This is a genomic window from Phytomonospora sp. NPDC050363, assembly GCF_040655735.1.
Lineage (GTDB): Bacteria > Actinomycetota > Actinomycetes > Mycobacteriales > Micromonosporaceae > Phytomonospora.
In genome coordinates this window covers 20142-34820 of sequence record NZ_JBFAKK010000011.1, presented here as the reverse complement: position 1 = coordinate 34820, position 14679 = coordinate 20142, and the positions used below count along the sequence as shown (strand labels likewise).

Below are 14679 nucleotides of genomic sequence, written 5' to 3'. Positions count from 1 at the left end.
TCACGCGGCGGCTCCCACGGAGTCGGACTCGGCGGACAGGACCGCGCGGTAGGCGGGTGTGGACTCCAGCAGTTCGCTGTGGGTGCCCACGGCGACGATGCGGCCGTCCTCCAGGAGGGCGACGCGGTCGGCGAGGGCCACTGTGGACGGCCGGTGGACGGCGACCAGGGCGGTCGTGCCGGCCAGGACGCTGGCCAGGGCGCGTTCGACGAGTTCCTCGGTGTGCACGTCCAGCGCCGACAGGGGGTCGTCGAGGATGAGCACGGCGGGCCTGACGATGACGGCGCGCGCGAGGGCGAGCCGCTGCCGTTGTCCGCCGGACAGGGACAGGCCCTGCTCGCCGATGCGGGTGTCGAGGCCCCAGGGCAGGTCGTAGACGAACTCGGCCTGCGCGACCCGCAGGGCCTCCTCGATGTCGGCCTCGCTTGCCTCGGCGCGGCCGAGGGTGAGGTTCTCCCGGACGCTCATCGAGAACAGGGTCGGGTCCTCGAACGCCGTGGCCACGTTGAGGCGCAGGCTGTCGAGGGTCAGGTCGCGCACGTCGTTGCCGTCGAGGAGGACGCGTCCGCCGTCGACGTCGTAGAGGCGGGGCGCCAGGGAGAGCAGGGTGGTCTTGCCGGAGCCGGTGACGCCGGCGATGGCGAGGGTCTCTCCGGGGCGGACGTCGAGGTCGAGTCCGTCGAGGATGACCTTGTCGGTGCCGTCGTAGGTGAAGCGCACCCCCTCGAATCGCAGGTGCCCCTTCGCCTCCGCTCGAGGGAGATCCCGCGCTCCGGGCCGGTCGACGATGGCCGGTTCGGTGTCGAGCACGTCGAAGACGCGGTCGGCGGCCGTCATGGCCTCGTTGCCGTTGGCGATGATCCAGCCGAGGGCCTCGATGGGCCAGACGAGCATGAGCTGGAGGGTCACGAAGGCGACCAGCTCGCCGATGGTCATCTTGTCGTTGGCCACGGCCAGCGCGCCGCCGATGAGGACGGCGGCCAGGACCAGGTTCGGGATCGCGTCGAACATGGCCCAGGACCGGGAGAGCATCTTGACCTTGGCCAGCGAGATGTCGTAGAGCTTCTCCGCGCCGCCGTCGAACTTGGCGATGACGTGCCGGGCGCGGCCGAAGGCCTTGATGACGCGGATGCCCTGCGCGGTCTCCTCGGCGAGGTTGGCGACCTCGCCCTGCTGGTCCTGCTCGGCGCGCGAGGCGGTGATGTAGCCGCGCGCGAAGTTGCGCGACAGGAAGAACAGCGGCACCGCGCTGGCGGCGACGACCAGGCCGAGGGGCCAGTAGATCTGGACGAGCTGCCCGATCACCGCGATGTAGGTGAAGATGTTGATGACCAGGAAGATCATGCCCCACGCGGCGAAGCGGCGGATCCGGCCGAGGTCGCCGGTGGCGCGGGACAGGAGCTGGCCGGTCTGGAACCGGTCGTGGAAACCGGCGTGCAGGCGCTGCACGTGCCGATAGATGTCGCGACGGAGGTCTGCCTCCACACCGAGGGCGACCTTGGCCTGGATGAAGCGGCGCAGCCACACCAGCAGGGCTTCGGCCAGTCCCAGGGCGCCGATGACGCCGGTGAGCAGCCAGAGCCCGCCGGTGTCGCGGTCGGTGACCGGGCCGTCGATGACGGCCTGGATGACGCGCGGGATCACCAGGCTCGCGACGGAGGCGATCAGCGCGAGGACCAGCATGGTGACCATGCGCGCGAGGTAGGGCCGCAGATAGGTGCGAAGTCGCAACAAATTGGACAATGCGTGCCGCGCCGGACGCGGCTGAGGTTCAGGTGGGTGATCAGAAGAGGGCATGGCTCGTAGGTTAAACCCAGAGTCTGACTCCCTTCCTCTCCTTTTCAGCGCCCAGAGGCGCGCAAGCAGGTATGTGACCACCCAAGATAGGGAGGTAACCGCCGCTTCTAGCGCACGGGAGTGTGGCTCAACTCACCAGAAAAATATCCTGTCAGCACTCGCCGGCCGGCCGCTCCTTACGAAACGTCGACCCTGACCGCCTTCTCCGTGGCCGCGCGGGCGTCGAGGTCGACACCGTCGCTGTTACGGCACAAGACCACCGACCCGCCGACCGCCAGCGGCATGAGCAGCCAGTCCAGCGGACGCAGGCGGTCACCCGCCAGGAGGATCCGGGCGCCGGCCGCGACCTCCAGCTCACCGGCCCGTCGGCCACCCGAGGCGACCAGCTCGGCCTGGGTGCGCGCACCCCCGCCGGGCAGCGCCACCAGCGCCGGATCGTCGTCGCCGACCACAGTGGACCCGCCGAAGTGGTCGCCGAAGTTGCGGACCTCTGTCAGAAAGTCGACGATCCCCTCGGGGGCGTCGTCGAGCCGGAAGGCCATCGGCTTGAGCGAGACGCCGTAGGTCTCCGGCGACTTCGGCGCGTCGCCGAAACGGTCACCGCCCACGAAGGCGACGTCCACATCGGCCGTCTCGTGCGCCACGGCGACCCCGGCGCTCCAGCAGCCGAGCAGCAACGCCGCCGTCAGCCAGTGCGCGGGCATCGCCACCGCCGCAGTCGATCCGGGCCCGAGACCGGAACCGTCGACGAGCAGATTGGCGGTCTTGTTCGTCCAGTTCGCGACAGTCAGATACGACAGTTCGACACGCTCGCCGGTCGCGTCGTCGTAATACGTGATGAAAGGGCGCGCGGCGTCACCGCCGGTAGCGGCGGCGAACATTTGCGGGATATTCACGCGTTCCATCATCCGTGGTGGGGGTACATGCTTTGTCGGGCGGGTCGGCTTGCGGCGTACGCTCGGAAGTTAGGAACGTCACAAACGACTCAATGAGGAGTGGATGTTGTTGTCCCGGCTGCGTGTCCTCGTCGACGCCACAGGTGTGCCCGCCGACCGCGGCGGAGTTGGCAGGTACGTCGACGGACTCCTCGGCGCCCTCGTCGACGATGAACTCTCCCTCGCCGTGGTGTGCCAGCGCACCGACGCCGAACGCTACGGCCGGCTGCTCCAGCACGCCGAGATCATCGCCGCGCCCGCCGCCGTCACCCACCGCCCCGCCCGCCTCGCCTGGGAGCAGACCGGGCTGCCGCTGCTGGCCACGCAGGTCGGTGCCGACGTGCTGCACTCGCCGTTCTACACCTGCCCGCTGCGCGCGTCCTGCCCGGTGACGGTCACCGTCCACGACGCGACCTTCTTCACCGAGCGCGACCACTACGACAAGCCGCGCGGGACCTTCTTCCGCTCGGCGATCAAGACCTCGCTGCGCCGCGCGGCGCGCGTGGTGGTGCCCAGCAAGGCCACCCGCGACGAACTGATCCGCCTCCTCGACGCCGACCCGGCGCGCATCGACGTCGCCTACCACGGCCTCGACCCGGAGGCCTTCCACGTGCCCACCGAGGCCGAGTGCAGCCGTGTCGCGGCCCGCCTGGGCCTGGGCAACACCACCTACGTGGCGTTCCTGGGCGTCATGGAGCCCCGCAAGAACGTCCCGAACCTGATCCGCGGCTGGGCCTCGGCGGTGGAGAACTCCGCCAACCCGCCCGCGCTGGTCCTGGCAGGCGGCTCCGGCCACGACGACGCCATCGACGCCGCCATCGCCGAGGTCCCCAGCCACCTGCGCGTGGTCCGCCCCGGCTACCTGCGCTACGCCGACTTGCCCGGCTACCTCGGCGGGGCGCTGGTGTCGACCTACCCGTCGCACGGCGAAGGCTTCGGCCTGCCCGTCCTGGAGGCCATGGCCTGCGGGACGCCCGTGCTGACCACGCCGCGACTGTCCCTGCCCGAGGTCGGCGGCGACGCCGTCGCCTACACCGGCGAGGAGTCCGACGAGATCGCCCGCGACCTGGAGGCGCTGCTCAACGACGAACCGCGCCGCAAGAAGCTCGCGCAGCTCGGCGTCGAGCGGGCCAAGGAGTTCACCTGGGAGCGCAGCGCGCAGGCGCACATCGCGACCTGGCGCAAGGTCATGGACGGCGTCAAGGCCGGCCGGGCCGCCTGACGGAGGCCGGGAGCAGCGCGCACGCCCTCACCGCCGCGAGGGGCCAGGCCCAGGCCGCCGAGACCGGCCAGGGCCGGCCCCGCGCCGCCGACGGCCGTGCCCGCGAAGGTCCCGAAGCTCATCGCGGCGGCGTTGACGGTCAGCGCCGTCGAGGTCGTGGTGCCGCCGGTCCGCACGATCAGTGTGGTGACGGCCGCGGCGACCATGGCGTAGCCCGGCGACCCCGCCGAGCCCGCGAAGGGCACCGGCGGAGGCCGCGTCGGCCGAGGCGGTCCGGGCGACCGGGACCAGGAAGGTCGAGTAGATCGTGAACGGGAACAGGCCCACGACCGCCGCGACCAGCGCCGGCCACAGCGCGAGCAGGTGCCCGGCGCTCGGGCACCCGTACCGCGCCGGTCACCGGTCGAGGCCGCGCAGGTACTCGCCGAACCGCTCCAGTCCGTCGACGTTGCGAGGACCGCTGATGCCCTCGTTGTAGTCGAGGACGAAGAAGTTCCCGGCGACCACGGCCGGCAGGTCCTTCGTCTTCGGCGAGGACTTCAGGAAGGCGATCTTCTCCTCGGCGGGCTGGTCGCCGTAGTCGAGGATCATGATCACCTCCGGTGCGGCGGCCACGACCGGCTCCCAGCCGACCTGGGTCCAGCGCTCGTCGAGGCCGGCGAAGATGTTCACCCCGCCGGCGAAGGCGATGATGTCGTTGGGCGGGACCTGCGCCCCGGCGGTGTAGGGCTGGTCAGTCCCCGAGTCGTACAGGAACACCTTCACCGGGTCTCCGGCCGGTGCCTGCGCTTTGACGGCCTCGACGCGGCCCTTGAGTTCGCCGACGAGCGCCTCGGCGCGCTCCCGGGCGCCGAAGACCTGCCCGAGGCGGGTCAGGTCGGTGTAGAGGCCCTCGAAGGGCGTCCAGCGCTCCGGGTGGCCGGGGTAGTTGAAGCAGCTCTCGGCGTGCATGAAGCTCATGACGCCGAGGCCGTCGAGGATCTCGGGGGTGATGCCGCGCCGGTCGCTGAAACCGGAGTTCCAGCCGGCGAGCACGAAGTCGCCGCCGGCGTCGACGACGAGCTCCTTGTTGAGCAGGTCATCACCGAGGAAGTCGACCTTCGCGTACTCCGCGGCCCACGGCGACTCGGTGACCGGCGGGTTCGCCGGGGGCATCACGTAGCCGCGCACATGCTCGGTGAGGCCGAGGGCGAACATCTTGTCGGCGCTGCCTCCTTCGTACACGACCGCCTCGCGCGGGGTCGTGTACTCGACCGGCTCGCCGCAGCGGTTGACCGTGACGGTCGCGGCGGCCTCGCCGGTGACCTCGGCGCCGCAACCGGCGAGCAGGAGCAGGGCGGCCGGGCACAGCCACCGGGGCGTGAACTTCATGGGGTCGTTCCTTCCAGGGGGTCGAGCGAATACAGGAGTCGTGGATCGCCGGTCACCGGGTGCGCGGTGATCACGGCCTTGACGCCGAAGACGTCCGCCACGAGCGCTTCAGTGAGCACCTCGGCGGGGGTCCCCGACGCGGCCAGCGCGCCGCCGCGCAGCACGCCGATCCGGTCGCAGGCCGCCGCGGCGAGGTTGAGGTCGTGCAGGACGACCAAGACCGTGCGGCCGGTCCGCCGCAGCAGCGACAACAGCCGGATCTGGTGGCGCACGTCGAGGTGATTGGTGGGCTCGTCGAGGACCAGCACCCGCGGCTCCTGCGCCAGCGCCCGCGCCACCAAGACCCGCTGCCGCTCGCCGCCCGACAGCGCACGCACGCTCCGCCCGGCCAGGTGCAGCACGTCGAGCCGGTCCATCGCCTCCCGGCAGACCTCGCGGTCGCGCTCGCCGAGGCGCCGGTTGCCGGGCAGGTGCGGCGCACGGCCGAGGGCGACGAGTTCGGCGACGGTGAAGTCGATGTCGGTGGCGGGCTCCTGGGTCAGCGCGGCGATCCGGCGCGCGCCTTCGCGGGGGCGCAGGGCGAGCAGGTCGTCGCCGCCGATCCGGACGACTCCCCCGCTGGGGCGCAGCGCCCGGTAGACGCAGCGCAGGGCGGTCGACTTGCCCGAGCCGTTGGGCCCGACGAGGCCGACGATGAGGCCTTCGGGGACGTCGAGGGACAACTCCCGCACGATCCGGGCGCCGTCGAGGGTGACCGAGAGGCGGTCGACGCGCAGGTCCACGCCTCACCGCCCCGCTCGGCGGCGCATGAGTGCGACGAACAGCGGAACCCCGATGAGGGCGGTGATCACGCCGAGCGGCAGTTCCCGGGGCGCGACGAGCGTGCGCGAGGCGAGGTCGACGAGGACCATGAAGATCGCGCCGACGAGGGGCGCGACCGTCAGGACGCGGGCGTGCGCGGCGCCGGCGAGCAGGCGCACCAGGTGCGGAATGACCAGCCCGACGAAGCCGATGGCGCCGCTGAGGGCCACCATCGTCCCGGTCATCAGCGCGGTCAGCGCGAACAGGCCGAGCCGCAGGCGACGGGGGTCGACGCCGAGGCTGCCGGCGGTCTCGTCGCCGAGGGACATGACGTCCAGCCGTCGGCTAGCCGCGCGCAGCACCCAGATCCCGGCGGTGACCGCGATGACAAGCGGCGGCAGGCCACCCCAGCTCGCGGCACCGAAGCCGCCCATGGTCCAGAACAGGATCGTGCCGGTGGCCTCGCCGTCGGGGACCAGGTAGACGAGCACGGCCATGAGCGCCTGGAAGCCGAAGGACATCGCCACGCCGGTCAGGACCAGCCGCAGCGGGGTGATGCCGGCCGAGGAGGCGGCGGCCAGGTAGACGAGGAGGGAGGCGGCGAGGGCGCCGAGGAAGGCACCGGCCGAGACCGCGTAGACGCCCAGCGCCGAGAGGCCGCCGAACACGCCCACCGCGACCGCCCCGACCGAGGCCCCCGACGAGACCCCGAGGACGAAGGGGTCGGCGAGGGCGTTGCGGACCAGCGCCTGCACGGCGACGCCGACGACGCTCAGCCCGGCGCCGACGAAGGCCGCGAGCAGGACGCGGGGGGTGCGGATCTGCCAGACGATCTGGTAGCGGCCGAGTTCGCGGGCGTCGATGGCGTCGCCGGTCAGGGCCGCCCAGAGGTATCGGGCCGTCTCGGCCGGGGAGATCGCGGCGGCGCCGAGACCGATGGCGGCGACCATCACGGCGAGCAGGACGAGGGACAGGGCGGCGACCGTCGCGGGTCCGGCGACTGTTCTGCGGTGGGTGCGGGTGGCCGCTTCGAGGGGCGCGGCGGTCGGGGCGTCGAGGCTCGGCGCGGGCATGGTCGGTCGGCACCTCCGGTCTAATGAAAACGATTGTCATTAGACTTTAGGTGGGAGTGACGCGCAAGCCGGTGAGCCGTGGGTCACACGCGGGAGCCGTGATGGTCGGATGAGCGGCAATCGCCCGGATCCCGCATACTGGTCCGATGTTTCACGCGGTCATCCCGGCCGGTGGCAGTGGCACGAGGTTGTGGCCGCTGTCCCGCTCGCACCACCCCAAGTTCCTGCACGACCTGACGGGCTCCAAGCGCAGCCTCCTCCAGGACACCGTCGACCGGCTGGAACCGCTGGCCGACGCCACGCGCACCTACGTGGTGACGGGGACCGCGCACGCCACCTCGGTGGCCCGCCAGCTCCCCGACGTGCCGGACGCCAACCTCCTCATCGAGCCGTCCCCCCGCGACTCCTGCCCGGCCGTCGCGCTGGCCGCCGCGGTCATCGCCGAGCGCGACCCGTCGGGGATCATGGGGTCCTTCCACTCCGACCACCTCATCCCGGACGGGCGGCGCTTCGTCGAGACCGTCCGCAAGGCCGTGAAACTGGCCAAGGACGGGTACCTGATGACGATCGGCATGACGCCGACGGCACCGGAGACCGGCTTCGGGTACCTGCGCTGCGGCAAGAAGCTCGACGGCGGCATGGTGCTCGACGAGTTCCGTGAGAAGCCCGACCGGGAGACCGCCCAGTCCTATGTGGACCAGGGCTACCTGTGGAACTCCGGGCTGTTCGTCTGGCAGGTGAGCACCTTCCTCGACGAGCTGGCCCGCCAGCAGCCGAAGCTGCACGACATCGTGCGCGAGATCGCCGCCGCCTGGGACACCCCTGCGCGCGGTGAGGTGATCGGCAAACTGTGGCCGGAACTGCCCCGCATCTCCGTCGACCACGCCGTCATGGAGGGCGCGGCCGAGGCCGGCAAGGTCGCCGTCGTGCCCGGTGACTTCTCCTGGAACGACCTCGGCGACTGGGACACCCTCGCCGACGTGCTGGAGTCCGATGTGGACGGCAACGTCACGATCGGCTCGGGCGAGGTGCTGTCCATCGACACGACCAACACCGTCGTCGTCCCGCGCGGCGGGCGGCTCATCGCCACGGTCGGTGTGAGCGACCTGGTGGTCGTCGACACCGAGGACGCCGTGCTGGTGTGCCCCCGGAGCAGGGCGCAGGACGTCAAGAAGCTGGTCGACGAGCTCAAGGCGCGCGGCGACCGGGCGCACACGTAGGTTTCGGGCCGGGGTTTCAGGGCGCGGGTTTCAGGGCGCGGGCGCGCGGGTCAGCAGGACCCGGCGTCCCCGCCGCCGCCGGAGTCACCGCCGCAGCTGTCGCCGCCGCCTCCGTAGCCGCTGTGTCCGCCGCCGATGTGTTGGTGGTTGCCGTAGTAGGCGCCGGGAATGAGACGGCCCGACGAGTCGTACCGGCGCGGGTTGGCGCGAGCGCGGATGGTCGCCCGCCGGTCCCAGATGAAGGCGAAGACGAGCAGGGCGCCGAAGGCGCCGAACCCGATCAGCATGACTAAGAGCCCCGTGTCCATGTGACGACTACAAGTCCACAGGGGACGTTTCGCCGTCCCGTGCGGGCGGGCGGTCACCGGGATGGGAGTGGGCGGCAGAGTCGGCGTGGGAGTCGGCGCGGGCGGCGTCCCGGTCGGTGTGGGAGTCGGGGCCGGGAGCGGGGCCGGTGCGGGAATCGGAGCCGGTGCGGCCGGAAGCTCTCGGCCCGGACCCGCTCGCGGCCGAGGTCCCCCAGCTGGCCCGGCTCGTCGCGCCGCGACCGTCCGCAGCGGGCCGCGGACCGCGCCGACGCGAGTTCCGCCGCCTCAGACGGCCCGTCCGCCGCGCCACGAGGACCAGCAGGACCAGCCCGAAGAGCGCTACGCAGCCGGCCGTTCCGATGATCGCGGGCGCCCCGAGCGGCTCGGTGTACATGCCGTCAGGCTAAAAGGGACGGTCAAGGAACGGGGGGCGTCGGAGGCGGGCCGGATCCCTGTGATGGTCACAGTTTCAGGCTTCGGCGACTGTGTGAGTTCGGTGGTGGTCAACCGCCACCGCCGCCGCCACCCCCGCCGGAATCCCCACCCGAGCCGCCGCCCCCGCCCGAGTCCGAGCCACCCCAGCCGCCGGAGCCCGAAGAAGACGATCCGCCGCGGTAGCGCCCGCCGCCGCCGGAGGAGCGCCGCCCGCGCGCCTTCGAAGCGGACCGGCCTCGCACCACGAACATCACCACGGCGAGCACGGCCAGTACGGCGAGGCACACGTACGACAGATCCACACTGGACGCGATGGTCAACATCACTCCAGGTTATGGAGCCACGTCAAGGTCGGCCGGACGTCTGAACGTGGCGCGGCATGGTGGGGTGGGCCGGTCCGGAGGCAGGCATGGTCGGGCCGGGCGCACCACGGCGGAGTGGGCGCAGAGGGCATGCGGGCCGAGCGAGCCATCGACCGCCGCCGCCCTAGGGGGTGTTTGCAAAGGGGTGGGATGGTGGGTGGGTGATTCGTCGGTATGAGTTGTCGGATGCTGAGTGGGATGTGCTGGCCGGGCTGTTGCCGCCGGTGATGCAGGGTGGTCGGCCTCGTCTTGATGATCGGCGGGTGTTGAACGGGATCGTGTGGAAGATCCGTTCGTGTGCTCCGTGGCGGGATGTCCCTGATCGTTATGGTCCCTGGCGGAGTGTGTATGCGCGTTTTCGCAGGTGGGCGTTGGATGGGACGTTTCAGCGGCTTTTGGCCGGGCTCCAGGCCGACGCTGACGCGCGTGGCGACGTGGACTGGCTCGTCTCGATCGATTCGACGATCACGCGTGCTCATCAGCACGCTGCTGGCGCTAAAGGGGGCGTGGTGATTCGGGCGAATCGGTTCACGCCATCGGACGATCCCGTGGTGGATTAACCACGAAGATCCACCTGGCTGCTGACGGGAACGGGCGTGTCCTGTCCTTTGTGCTCTCGGCGGGCAACGTCAATGACTGCACCCGCTTCGAGCAGGTCATGGACTCGGTCAGCGTCGCCCGCATCGGCCCGGGGCTGCCACGCACCCGACCCGACCACGTCCTCGCCGACAAGGGCTACTCCACCCAAGCGATCCGGTCACACCTCCGGCGGCGCGGCATTCGCGCCACCATCCCCGAACGCGCCGACCACAAGACCAACCGAGCCCGCCGCGGCAGCCACGGCGGACGCCCACCCACCTTCGACAAGCAGCTCTACAAACACCGCAACCTTGTCGAACGCTGCTTCAACCAGCTGAAGCAATGGCGCGGCATCGCCACCCGATACGACAAAACCCACCAGTCCTACCAAGCCGCCATCACCATCGCCGCCATCCACCAATGGCTACCACTCTTTGCAAACACGCCCTAGGCCATGCCCTGGCGATCCGGTCGGCTTGTCCACAATGGTGCGGCAGCGTCGCGAGTGCTCAGCAGACCTCACCCGTCATGGTCGTTTCCCAGCGCATGCCGGCGACCAGGTGTTCGAGGTAGCCGGGGTCGCCGACCGTCACCACGATCTCGGCGTAGGGGATGTCGGCCAGGGAGTAGCCCTCTTTCAGCTCCAGCCCGTCCCACACGTCCAGATCCTCCGGCGTCGCGGCGCCGTTGAGGTGCGGGGCGTTCCGGTAGGGGCTGATGTCAAAGGAGGTCACGATGTCGTCGGCGCGTTGGGAGAACTCCTCGGCGTCGCCGTGGGTGAACACCGAATAGCCCGGGCGGCTGCCGCCGCTCAGCCGGTACACGTCCTCGGCCTTGCGCCTGGGTTCGAGGACGGTCTTGCCGTCGTCGGAGAGCAGGTACCCGTCCTCGGTGACCCTGATCTCCTTGCCGAGGATGAGGTCGAAGAGATGCGGGAACTCGTCCCTCCGTCGCATGCCCGCGGTGATGTCCTTGCCCTGCTCCTCAGTGAAGGGGTACCGCTGTCCGTCCTCACGGCTTTCGTTGCGCAGGGACCCGTGCTCCAGTTTCCACCACGCGTCCACCAGGAGAGACAGGGCGAAGACGGTCTCCGCGGGAACATAGGGGACGTCCGGGTTGACGACGTGCACCCTCCCACAGAATGCCGAGCCCTCGACAGAGTCGACGGAGACGGTGAAGATCGTGGTCACGCCGGAGGCTCCTTCGAACGGAAGCGGTGCCGCTGCTCGAACACCGGTCGGTCCGGATCGTAGACGTCGGTACCGACACTCCCCAGGCGTCAGATGCCACGGTTGGCCGTGGGACGAGTCGGCAGCTCTAGTCCCCGCCGCCACCACCGCCGCCGCAGTCCCCGCCGCCACCGGAGTCGCCGCCACCGCCGGAGTCGCAGCCGGAGCCGGAACCGCCGTCGCTCCACGATCCCGAGCCGGAGTCCGAGTAGTACCCTCCGCCGCCATTCCGGCGGCCGCGTGCGGGACGCTTTCGGGCCCTCGCCTTCTCGTTCTTCCTGTTGGAGACCCACGCGAGGGCGGCGAGGCCGACCACGGCGATCACGATCAGCAAGGTGGTCGGGGTGTCCGTACCGCTCGCGGCGCTCAACATCACGCCAGGTTATGGCCCCTGTCAAGGGCACAGCACGCTCGACGCGCTGCGACCAGGCCGACTCCGTCCAGCGGAGTCGGTCCGGATCACGGCCGAGGCCGGTCGCCCGAAGGGCTCAGCCCGAGTAGGGAGGCTGCTGCGGCGGGTACGGCGGCTGGCCCGGCTGCTGCGGGGGCTGCTCTCCGTAGGACTGCCCGGGTGCGCCCGACTGCGGAGCCTGCGGGTATCCGCCGTCGCTGGGCGGAGCCTGCGGCGGGTACTGCTGCTGGCCGTAGGACTGCTCACCGTAGGGCTGCTGCCCATAGCCCTGCTGACCGTAAGGCGGTTGCTGGCCGTAAGACTGCTGACCGTAGGGCTGCTGGCCGAACTGCCCGGCACCGGAGTTCTTCTTGTTCTTACTGATCACCAGCGGGATGACGATCGCCGCGGCGATGCCCAGGACCACCACGCCCACAATGAGCAGACACACGAGCGAGCGCACCATTCCGCCTCCATCATCGTCGATCACACGACTCCCCGGATCCTAGAAGTCTCCGCCGCCGCCGAAGTCGCCTCCCCCGAAATCTCCGCCACCGAAGTCACCGCCGCCGTCACCGCCGCCATCGCCGCCGTCACCGCCACCGTCGCCCGCGCCGTCGGCGTAACCGTCGGCGTAGGCGCCCTCGACGGCGCCGGCGTGGATGCCGGGCATGATCAGCGCGTCGAAGATGAGCATCGTGCCGAGCACGCTCGCGCCGCCGATGAGCGCCGGCCGCCACCAGGGCTCGCTGTACCAACCCGAGGGCACCGGCCTGCCGCCGACGTTGCCGCCCGGGTAGTAGTGCCGGTTGTCGCGGCCGGGTTTGGGGCTGGCGGAGTAGCGGTGGCCGTCGACTTCGGCGTCCATGCGCTCGGTGACGTGCCCGGCGCGGGCCTGGCCGTGCAGCGTCGGCAGTTCGGGGCCGGGGTCCATGTCGAGGGCGGTGCGGGCCGCGCGGACGTAGTAGAGGCCTTCGAGGGCCGTCTGGCCGGCGAGCTCGTACTGGCGGGCCGTCGTGGAGCGTTCGAGCTGGGCACCGGCGGCGTTGTAGCGCTCACCGGCGTCGACGAGGGCCTGCTGGGCGGCGGGGTCGTCGCCTCCGCTGAGGTTCATGGTCTGGCCGCCGAGGCGCTCGTACCAGCGCTGCGCCTCTTCGCGGGCGTCGGCGAGGCGGCGCGCGGCTGCCTTGCGGCCGAGGACCACGAAGGCGACCACGATGACGACCACGGCGAGAAGAATGAGAACCGGCACGACGTAACCCGACATGTCTGAACGGTACCTGGAGATCCTGAGGGCACACTGGAGTCCATGTCGTATGTCCTGATAGCAATCGTGTGTCTGGTTGCCGGGGGCGCGATCGGCTGGTTCGCGGCCCGCGCGCGCACCGCCGCCGAGACCGCGACGCTCGCCGCCAAGCTGGCCGCGCGCGACGAGGGCGAGAGCCGTTTCGAGCAGTCGCTGCGGGCGTTGAGCCATGACGTGCACGCCGAGGCGAAGGCAGGGCTGAACGAGCTGGTGCGCCCCCTGTGGGAAAGCCTGGACCGGTACGAGGCGCACATCGCCGACGTCGAGCGGGCCCGCCTGGAGGCCTACGCGACCTTGCGGACGCAGGTCGCCGAGGTCGCGCGGACGTCGGACAGGTTGCGCAGCGAGACGGCCTCGCTGTCGTCGGCGTTGAAGGCGCCGCAGGTGCGGGGACGGTGGGGCGAGCACCAGTTGCGGCGGATCGTCGAGGCGGCCGGGATGCTGGAGCACTGCGACTTCAGCGAGCAGGTGACGGTGTCGGTGGAGGAGCGGACTTTCCGGCCCGACCTGGTGGTGCACCTGGCGGGCGGGAAGCAGGTCGTGGTCGACGCGAAGGCGCCCTTCGACGGGTACATGGAGGCCATGGAGGCCGGTGACGACGAGCCGCGCCGCAACAGTGCCCTGTCGGTGCACGCCAAGCAGTTGCGGGCGCATGTGGACGCGTTGTCGCGGAAGGAGTATTGGCGGGCGTTTCCGACGACGCCGGAGTTCGTGGTGCTGTACGTGCCGGCGGACGCGTTCCTGGATGCGGCGCTGCGCAAGGAGCCGACGCTGCTGGAGTACGCGTTTTCGCGGGACATCGTGCTGGCGACCCCGGCGACGCTCGTGGCGATGCTGCGGACGATCGCTTATAGCTGGCGGCAGGACACCTTGGCGAAGAACGCGCTGGAGGTGCACGCGCTGGCGAAGGACTTGTACGCGAGGTTGTCGACGGTGGGCGGGCACCTGACGAAGTTGGGGACGTCATTGGGGGCGTCGGTGTCGGCGTACAACAAGGCGGTCGGGTCGATGGAGACGCGGGTGCTGGTGACGGCGCGGAAGTTCGCGGAGATGGGCGTGAGCAAGGAGGTGATCCCGGATCTTGATCCGGTGGAGCTGACGCCCCGGCAGGTGCAGGCGGGGGAACTGGTGGGTGACGGTCTGGGGTCGGACGACGGGGACGGTGTCCGGGGCTCCGGCGGCGGTCAGGACGACGGGCTGGAGGGCTCCGGGTCGGGGTTCGGCGCGTCGGGTTCTGGCGGGGAGTCGACCCAGACGAGGCGGTAGCGGTCCTCGCCCCTGTCTGCGAGGAGGAGCGCGGTCTCGGCGCTGCTGTGGACGCGGATGCGGCTGAGCGGGGCGGTGGTGTTCGCGGTGGTGTTCTCGGGGGCGTTCCACCAGAGGATGGCCTGGGTGCCGTCGTCGAGACCGTCGGCGACTTGGATCGCGTCGTCGGGGTCGCGGCGGACGGCGAAGAGGGCGAAGCGCGAAGCGCCGTAGGCGCGGGCGGACTGGCGCATGAGTTCGTTGAACTCGGGGGTGTCCAGGGCCGGGAATTCGACGGACATCGATCCTCCTGATTTTCGATGCGAAACGGCGGTAACTCAAGCTCGCACGGAAATACCTGGATGTCTAGCAAATGTTCCCGGCGTGTCGCATCCTTGACGGAAC

Annotated in this window: 15 protein-coding genes and 1 pseudogene; 4 read left to right on the top strand and 12 right to left on the bottom strand. The window is 70.6% G+C overall.

What is annotated here, in order from left to right; all coding sequences use genetic code 11:
• Nucleotides 1-1797: an ABC transporter ATP-binding protein gene (locus AB0I28_RS26945; RefSeq protein WP_357497860.1), complete on the bottom strand. Its 1797-nt coding sequence runs from the start codon at nucleotides 1795-1797 to the stop codon at nucleotides 1-3.
• 176 nt (nucleotides 1798-1973) lie between these two features.
• Entirely contained in the window at nucleotides 1974-2702 is a 729-nt protein-coding gene (locus tag AB0I28_RS26940) for a TIGR03089 family protein (RefSeq protein WP_357498260.1), read from the bottom strand.
• 94 nt (nucleotides 2703-2796) lie between these two features.
• Between AB0I28_RS26940 and AB0I28_RS26935 the strand changes: the two genes are divergently transcribed.
• A complete protein-coding gene (locus AB0I28_RS26935; protein ID WP_357497858.1) occupies nucleotides 2797-3954 on the top strand; it encodes a glycosyltransferase family 1 protein in 1158 nt (385 codons plus the stop codon).
• A 396-nt stretch (nucleotides 3955-4350) separates the two neighbouring features.
• On the opposite strand, the gene AB0I28_RS26930 is transcribed toward AB0I28_RS26935, so the two are convergent.
• The 3 genes from AB0I28_RS26930 to AB0I28_RS26920 are packed head-to-tail and all read right to left on the bottom strand — an operon-like array spanning nucleotide 4351 to nucleotide 7199.
• Nucleotides 4351-5325 (bottom strand): ABC transporter substrate-binding protein, encoded by a 975-nt coding sequence (locus tag AB0I28_RS26930; protein ID WP_357497856.1) that lies wholly within the window; start codon nucleotides 5323-5325, stop codon nucleotides 4351-4353.
• Entirely contained in the window at nucleotides 5322-6107 is a 786-nt protein-coding gene (locus AB0I28_RS26925; protein ID WP_357497855.1) for an ABC transporter ATP-binding protein, read from the bottom strand. Before AB0I28_RS26925 ends, AB0I28_RS26930 begins: the two co-directional genes overlap by 4 nt.
• Before the next feature lie 3 nt (nucleotides 6108-6110).
• Nucleotides 6111-7199, bottom strand: coding sequence for an iron ABC transporter permease (locus tag AB0I28_RS26920; protein WP_357497853.1), 1089 nt, complete (start codon nucleotides 7197-7199; stop codon nucleotides 6111-6113).
• Nucleotides 7200-7345: 146 nt separating this feature from the next.
• On the opposite strand from AB0I28_RS26920, the gene AB0I28_RS26915 reads away from it, so the two are divergent.
• Nucleotides 7346-8419 (top strand): sugar phosphate nucleotidyltransferase, encoded by a 1074-nt coding sequence (locus AB0I28_RS26915; protein WP_357497851.1) that lies wholly within the window; start codon nucleotides 7346-7348, stop codon nucleotides 8417-8419.
• A gap of 50 nt (nucleotides 8420-8469) precedes the next feature.
• On the opposite strand, the gene AB0I28_RS26910 is transcribed toward AB0I28_RS26915, so the two are convergent.
• Both AB0I28_RS26910 and AB0I28_RS26905 read right to left on the bottom strand, forming a co-directional pair.
• Complete coding sequence (locus AB0I28_RS26910) at nucleotides 8470-8727, bottom strand: hypothetical protein (protein WP_357497849.1); 258 nt, start codon at nucleotides 8725-8727, stop codon at nucleotides 8470-8472.
• Nucleotides 8728-9230: 503 nt separating this feature from the next.
• A complete protein-coding gene (locus AB0I28_RS26905) occupies nucleotides 9231-9485 on the bottom strand; it encodes a hypothetical protein (RefSeq protein WP_357497847.1) in 255 nt (84 codons plus the stop codon).
• A gap of 203 nt (nucleotides 9486-9688) precedes the next feature.
• Between AB0I28_RS26905 and AB0I28_RS26900 the strand changes: the two are divergent.
• Nucleotides 9689-10554, top strand: a pseudogene (locus AB0I28_RS26900) (IS5 family transposase).
• 58 nt (nucleotides 10555-10612) lie between these two features.
• Here the strand turns inward: AB0I28_RS26900 and AB0I28_RS26895 are convergent.
• From AB0I28_RS26895 to AB0I28_RS26880, 4 genes are all read right to left on the bottom strand, one after another.
• A complete protein-coding gene (locus AB0I28_RS26895) occupies nucleotides 10613-11293 on the bottom strand; it encodes a hypothetical protein (RefSeq protein WP_357497845.1) in 681 nt (226 codons plus the stop codon).
• Between the two features lie 127 nt (nucleotides 11294-11420).
• Complete coding sequence (locus AB0I28_RS26890) at nucleotides 11421-11705, bottom strand: hypothetical protein (protein ID WP_357497844.1); 285 nt, start codon at nucleotides 11703-11705, stop codon at nucleotides 11421-11423.
• Nucleotides 11706-11820: 115 nt separating this feature from the next.
• A complete protein-coding gene (locus AB0I28_RS26885) occupies nucleotides 11821-12189 on the bottom strand; it encodes a hypothetical protein (protein ID WP_357497842.1) in 369 nt (122 codons plus the stop codon).
• A gap of 39 nt (nucleotides 12190-12228) precedes the next feature.
• Nucleotides 12229-12990, bottom strand: coding sequence for a hypothetical protein (locus AB0I28_RS26880; protein ID WP_357497841.1), 762 nt, complete (start codon nucleotides 12988-12990; stop codon nucleotides 12229-12231).
• 42 nt (nucleotides 12991-13032) lie between these two features.
• Here AB0I28_RS26880 and AB0I28_RS26875 point away from each other — a divergent pair, with 42 nt between their 5' ends.
• Entirely contained in the window at nucleotides 13033-14295 is a 1263-nt protein-coding gene (locus AB0I28_RS26875; protein WP_357497839.1) for a DNA recombination protein RmuC, read from the top strand.
• On the opposite strand, the gene AB0I28_RS26870 is transcribed toward AB0I28_RS26875, so the two are convergent.
• Entirely contained in the window at nucleotides 14214-14576 is a 363-nt protein-coding gene (locus AB0I28_RS26870) for a hypothetical protein (protein WP_357497838.1), read from the bottom strand. The two genes, AB0I28_RS26875 and AB0I28_RS26870, sit on opposite strands and share 82 nt — an antisense overlap.
• Nucleotides 14577-14679: the final 103 nt, after the last annotated feature.

Excerpts from the sequence above, each read along its gene's own strand:
- AB0I28_RS26875 (WP_357497839.1), top strand. The coding sequence starts at position 13,033 with ATGTCGTATGTCCTGATAGCAATCGTGTGTCTGGTTGCCGGGGGCGCG.
- AB0I28_RS26880 (WP_357497841.1), bottom strand. The coding sequence starts at position 12,990 with ATGTCGGGTTACGTCGTGCCGGTTCTCATTCTTCTCGCCGTGGTCGTC.
- AB0I28_RS26935 (WP_357497858.1), top strand. The coding sequence starts at position 2,797 with ATGTTGTTGTCCCGGCTGCGTGTCCTCGTCGACGCCACAGGTGTGCCC.
- AB0I28_RS26885 (WP_357497842.1), bottom strand. The coding sequence starts at position 12,189 with ATGGTGCGCTCGCTCGTGTGTCTGCTCATTGTGGGCGTGGTGGTCCTG.
- AB0I28_RS26920 (WP_357497853.1), bottom strand. The coding sequence starts at position 7,199 with ATGCCCGCGCCGAGCCTCGACGCCCCGACCGCCGCGCCCCTCGAAGCG.
- AB0I28_RS26930 (WP_357497856.1), bottom strand. The coding sequence starts at position 5,325 with ATGAAGTTCACGCCCCGGTGGCTGTGCCCGGCCGCCCTGCTCCTGCTC.
- AB0I28_RS26915 (WP_357497851.1), top strand. The coding sequence starts at position 7,346 with ATGTTTCACGCGGTCATCCCGGCCGGTGGCAGTGGCACGAGGTTGTGG.
- AB0I28_RS26910 (WP_357497849.1), bottom strand. The coding sequence starts at position 8,727 with ATGGACACGGGGCTCTTAGTCATGCTGATCGGGTTCGGCGCCTTCGGC.
- AB0I28_RS26940 (WP_357498260.1), bottom strand. The coding sequence starts at position 2,702 with ATGGAACGCGTGAATATCCCGCAAATGTTCGCCGCCGCTACCGGCGGT.
- AB0I28_RS26890 (WP_357497844.1), bottom strand. The coding sequence starts at position 11,705 with ATGTTGAGCGCCGCGAGCGGTACGGACACCCCGACCACCTTGCTGATC.
- AB0I28_RS26945 (WP_357497860.1), bottom strand. The coding sequence starts at position 1,797 with ATGCCCTCTTCTGATCACCCACCTGAACCTCAGCCGCGTCCGGCGCGG.
- AB0I28_RS26870 (WP_357497838.1), bottom strand. The coding sequence starts at position 14,576 with ATGTCCGTCGAATTCCCGGCCCTGGACACCCCCGAGTTCAACGAACTC.
- AB0I28_RS26905 (WP_357497847.1), bottom strand. The coding sequence starts at position 9,485 with ATGTTGACCATCGCGTCCAGTGTGGATCTGTCGTACGTGTGCCTCGCC.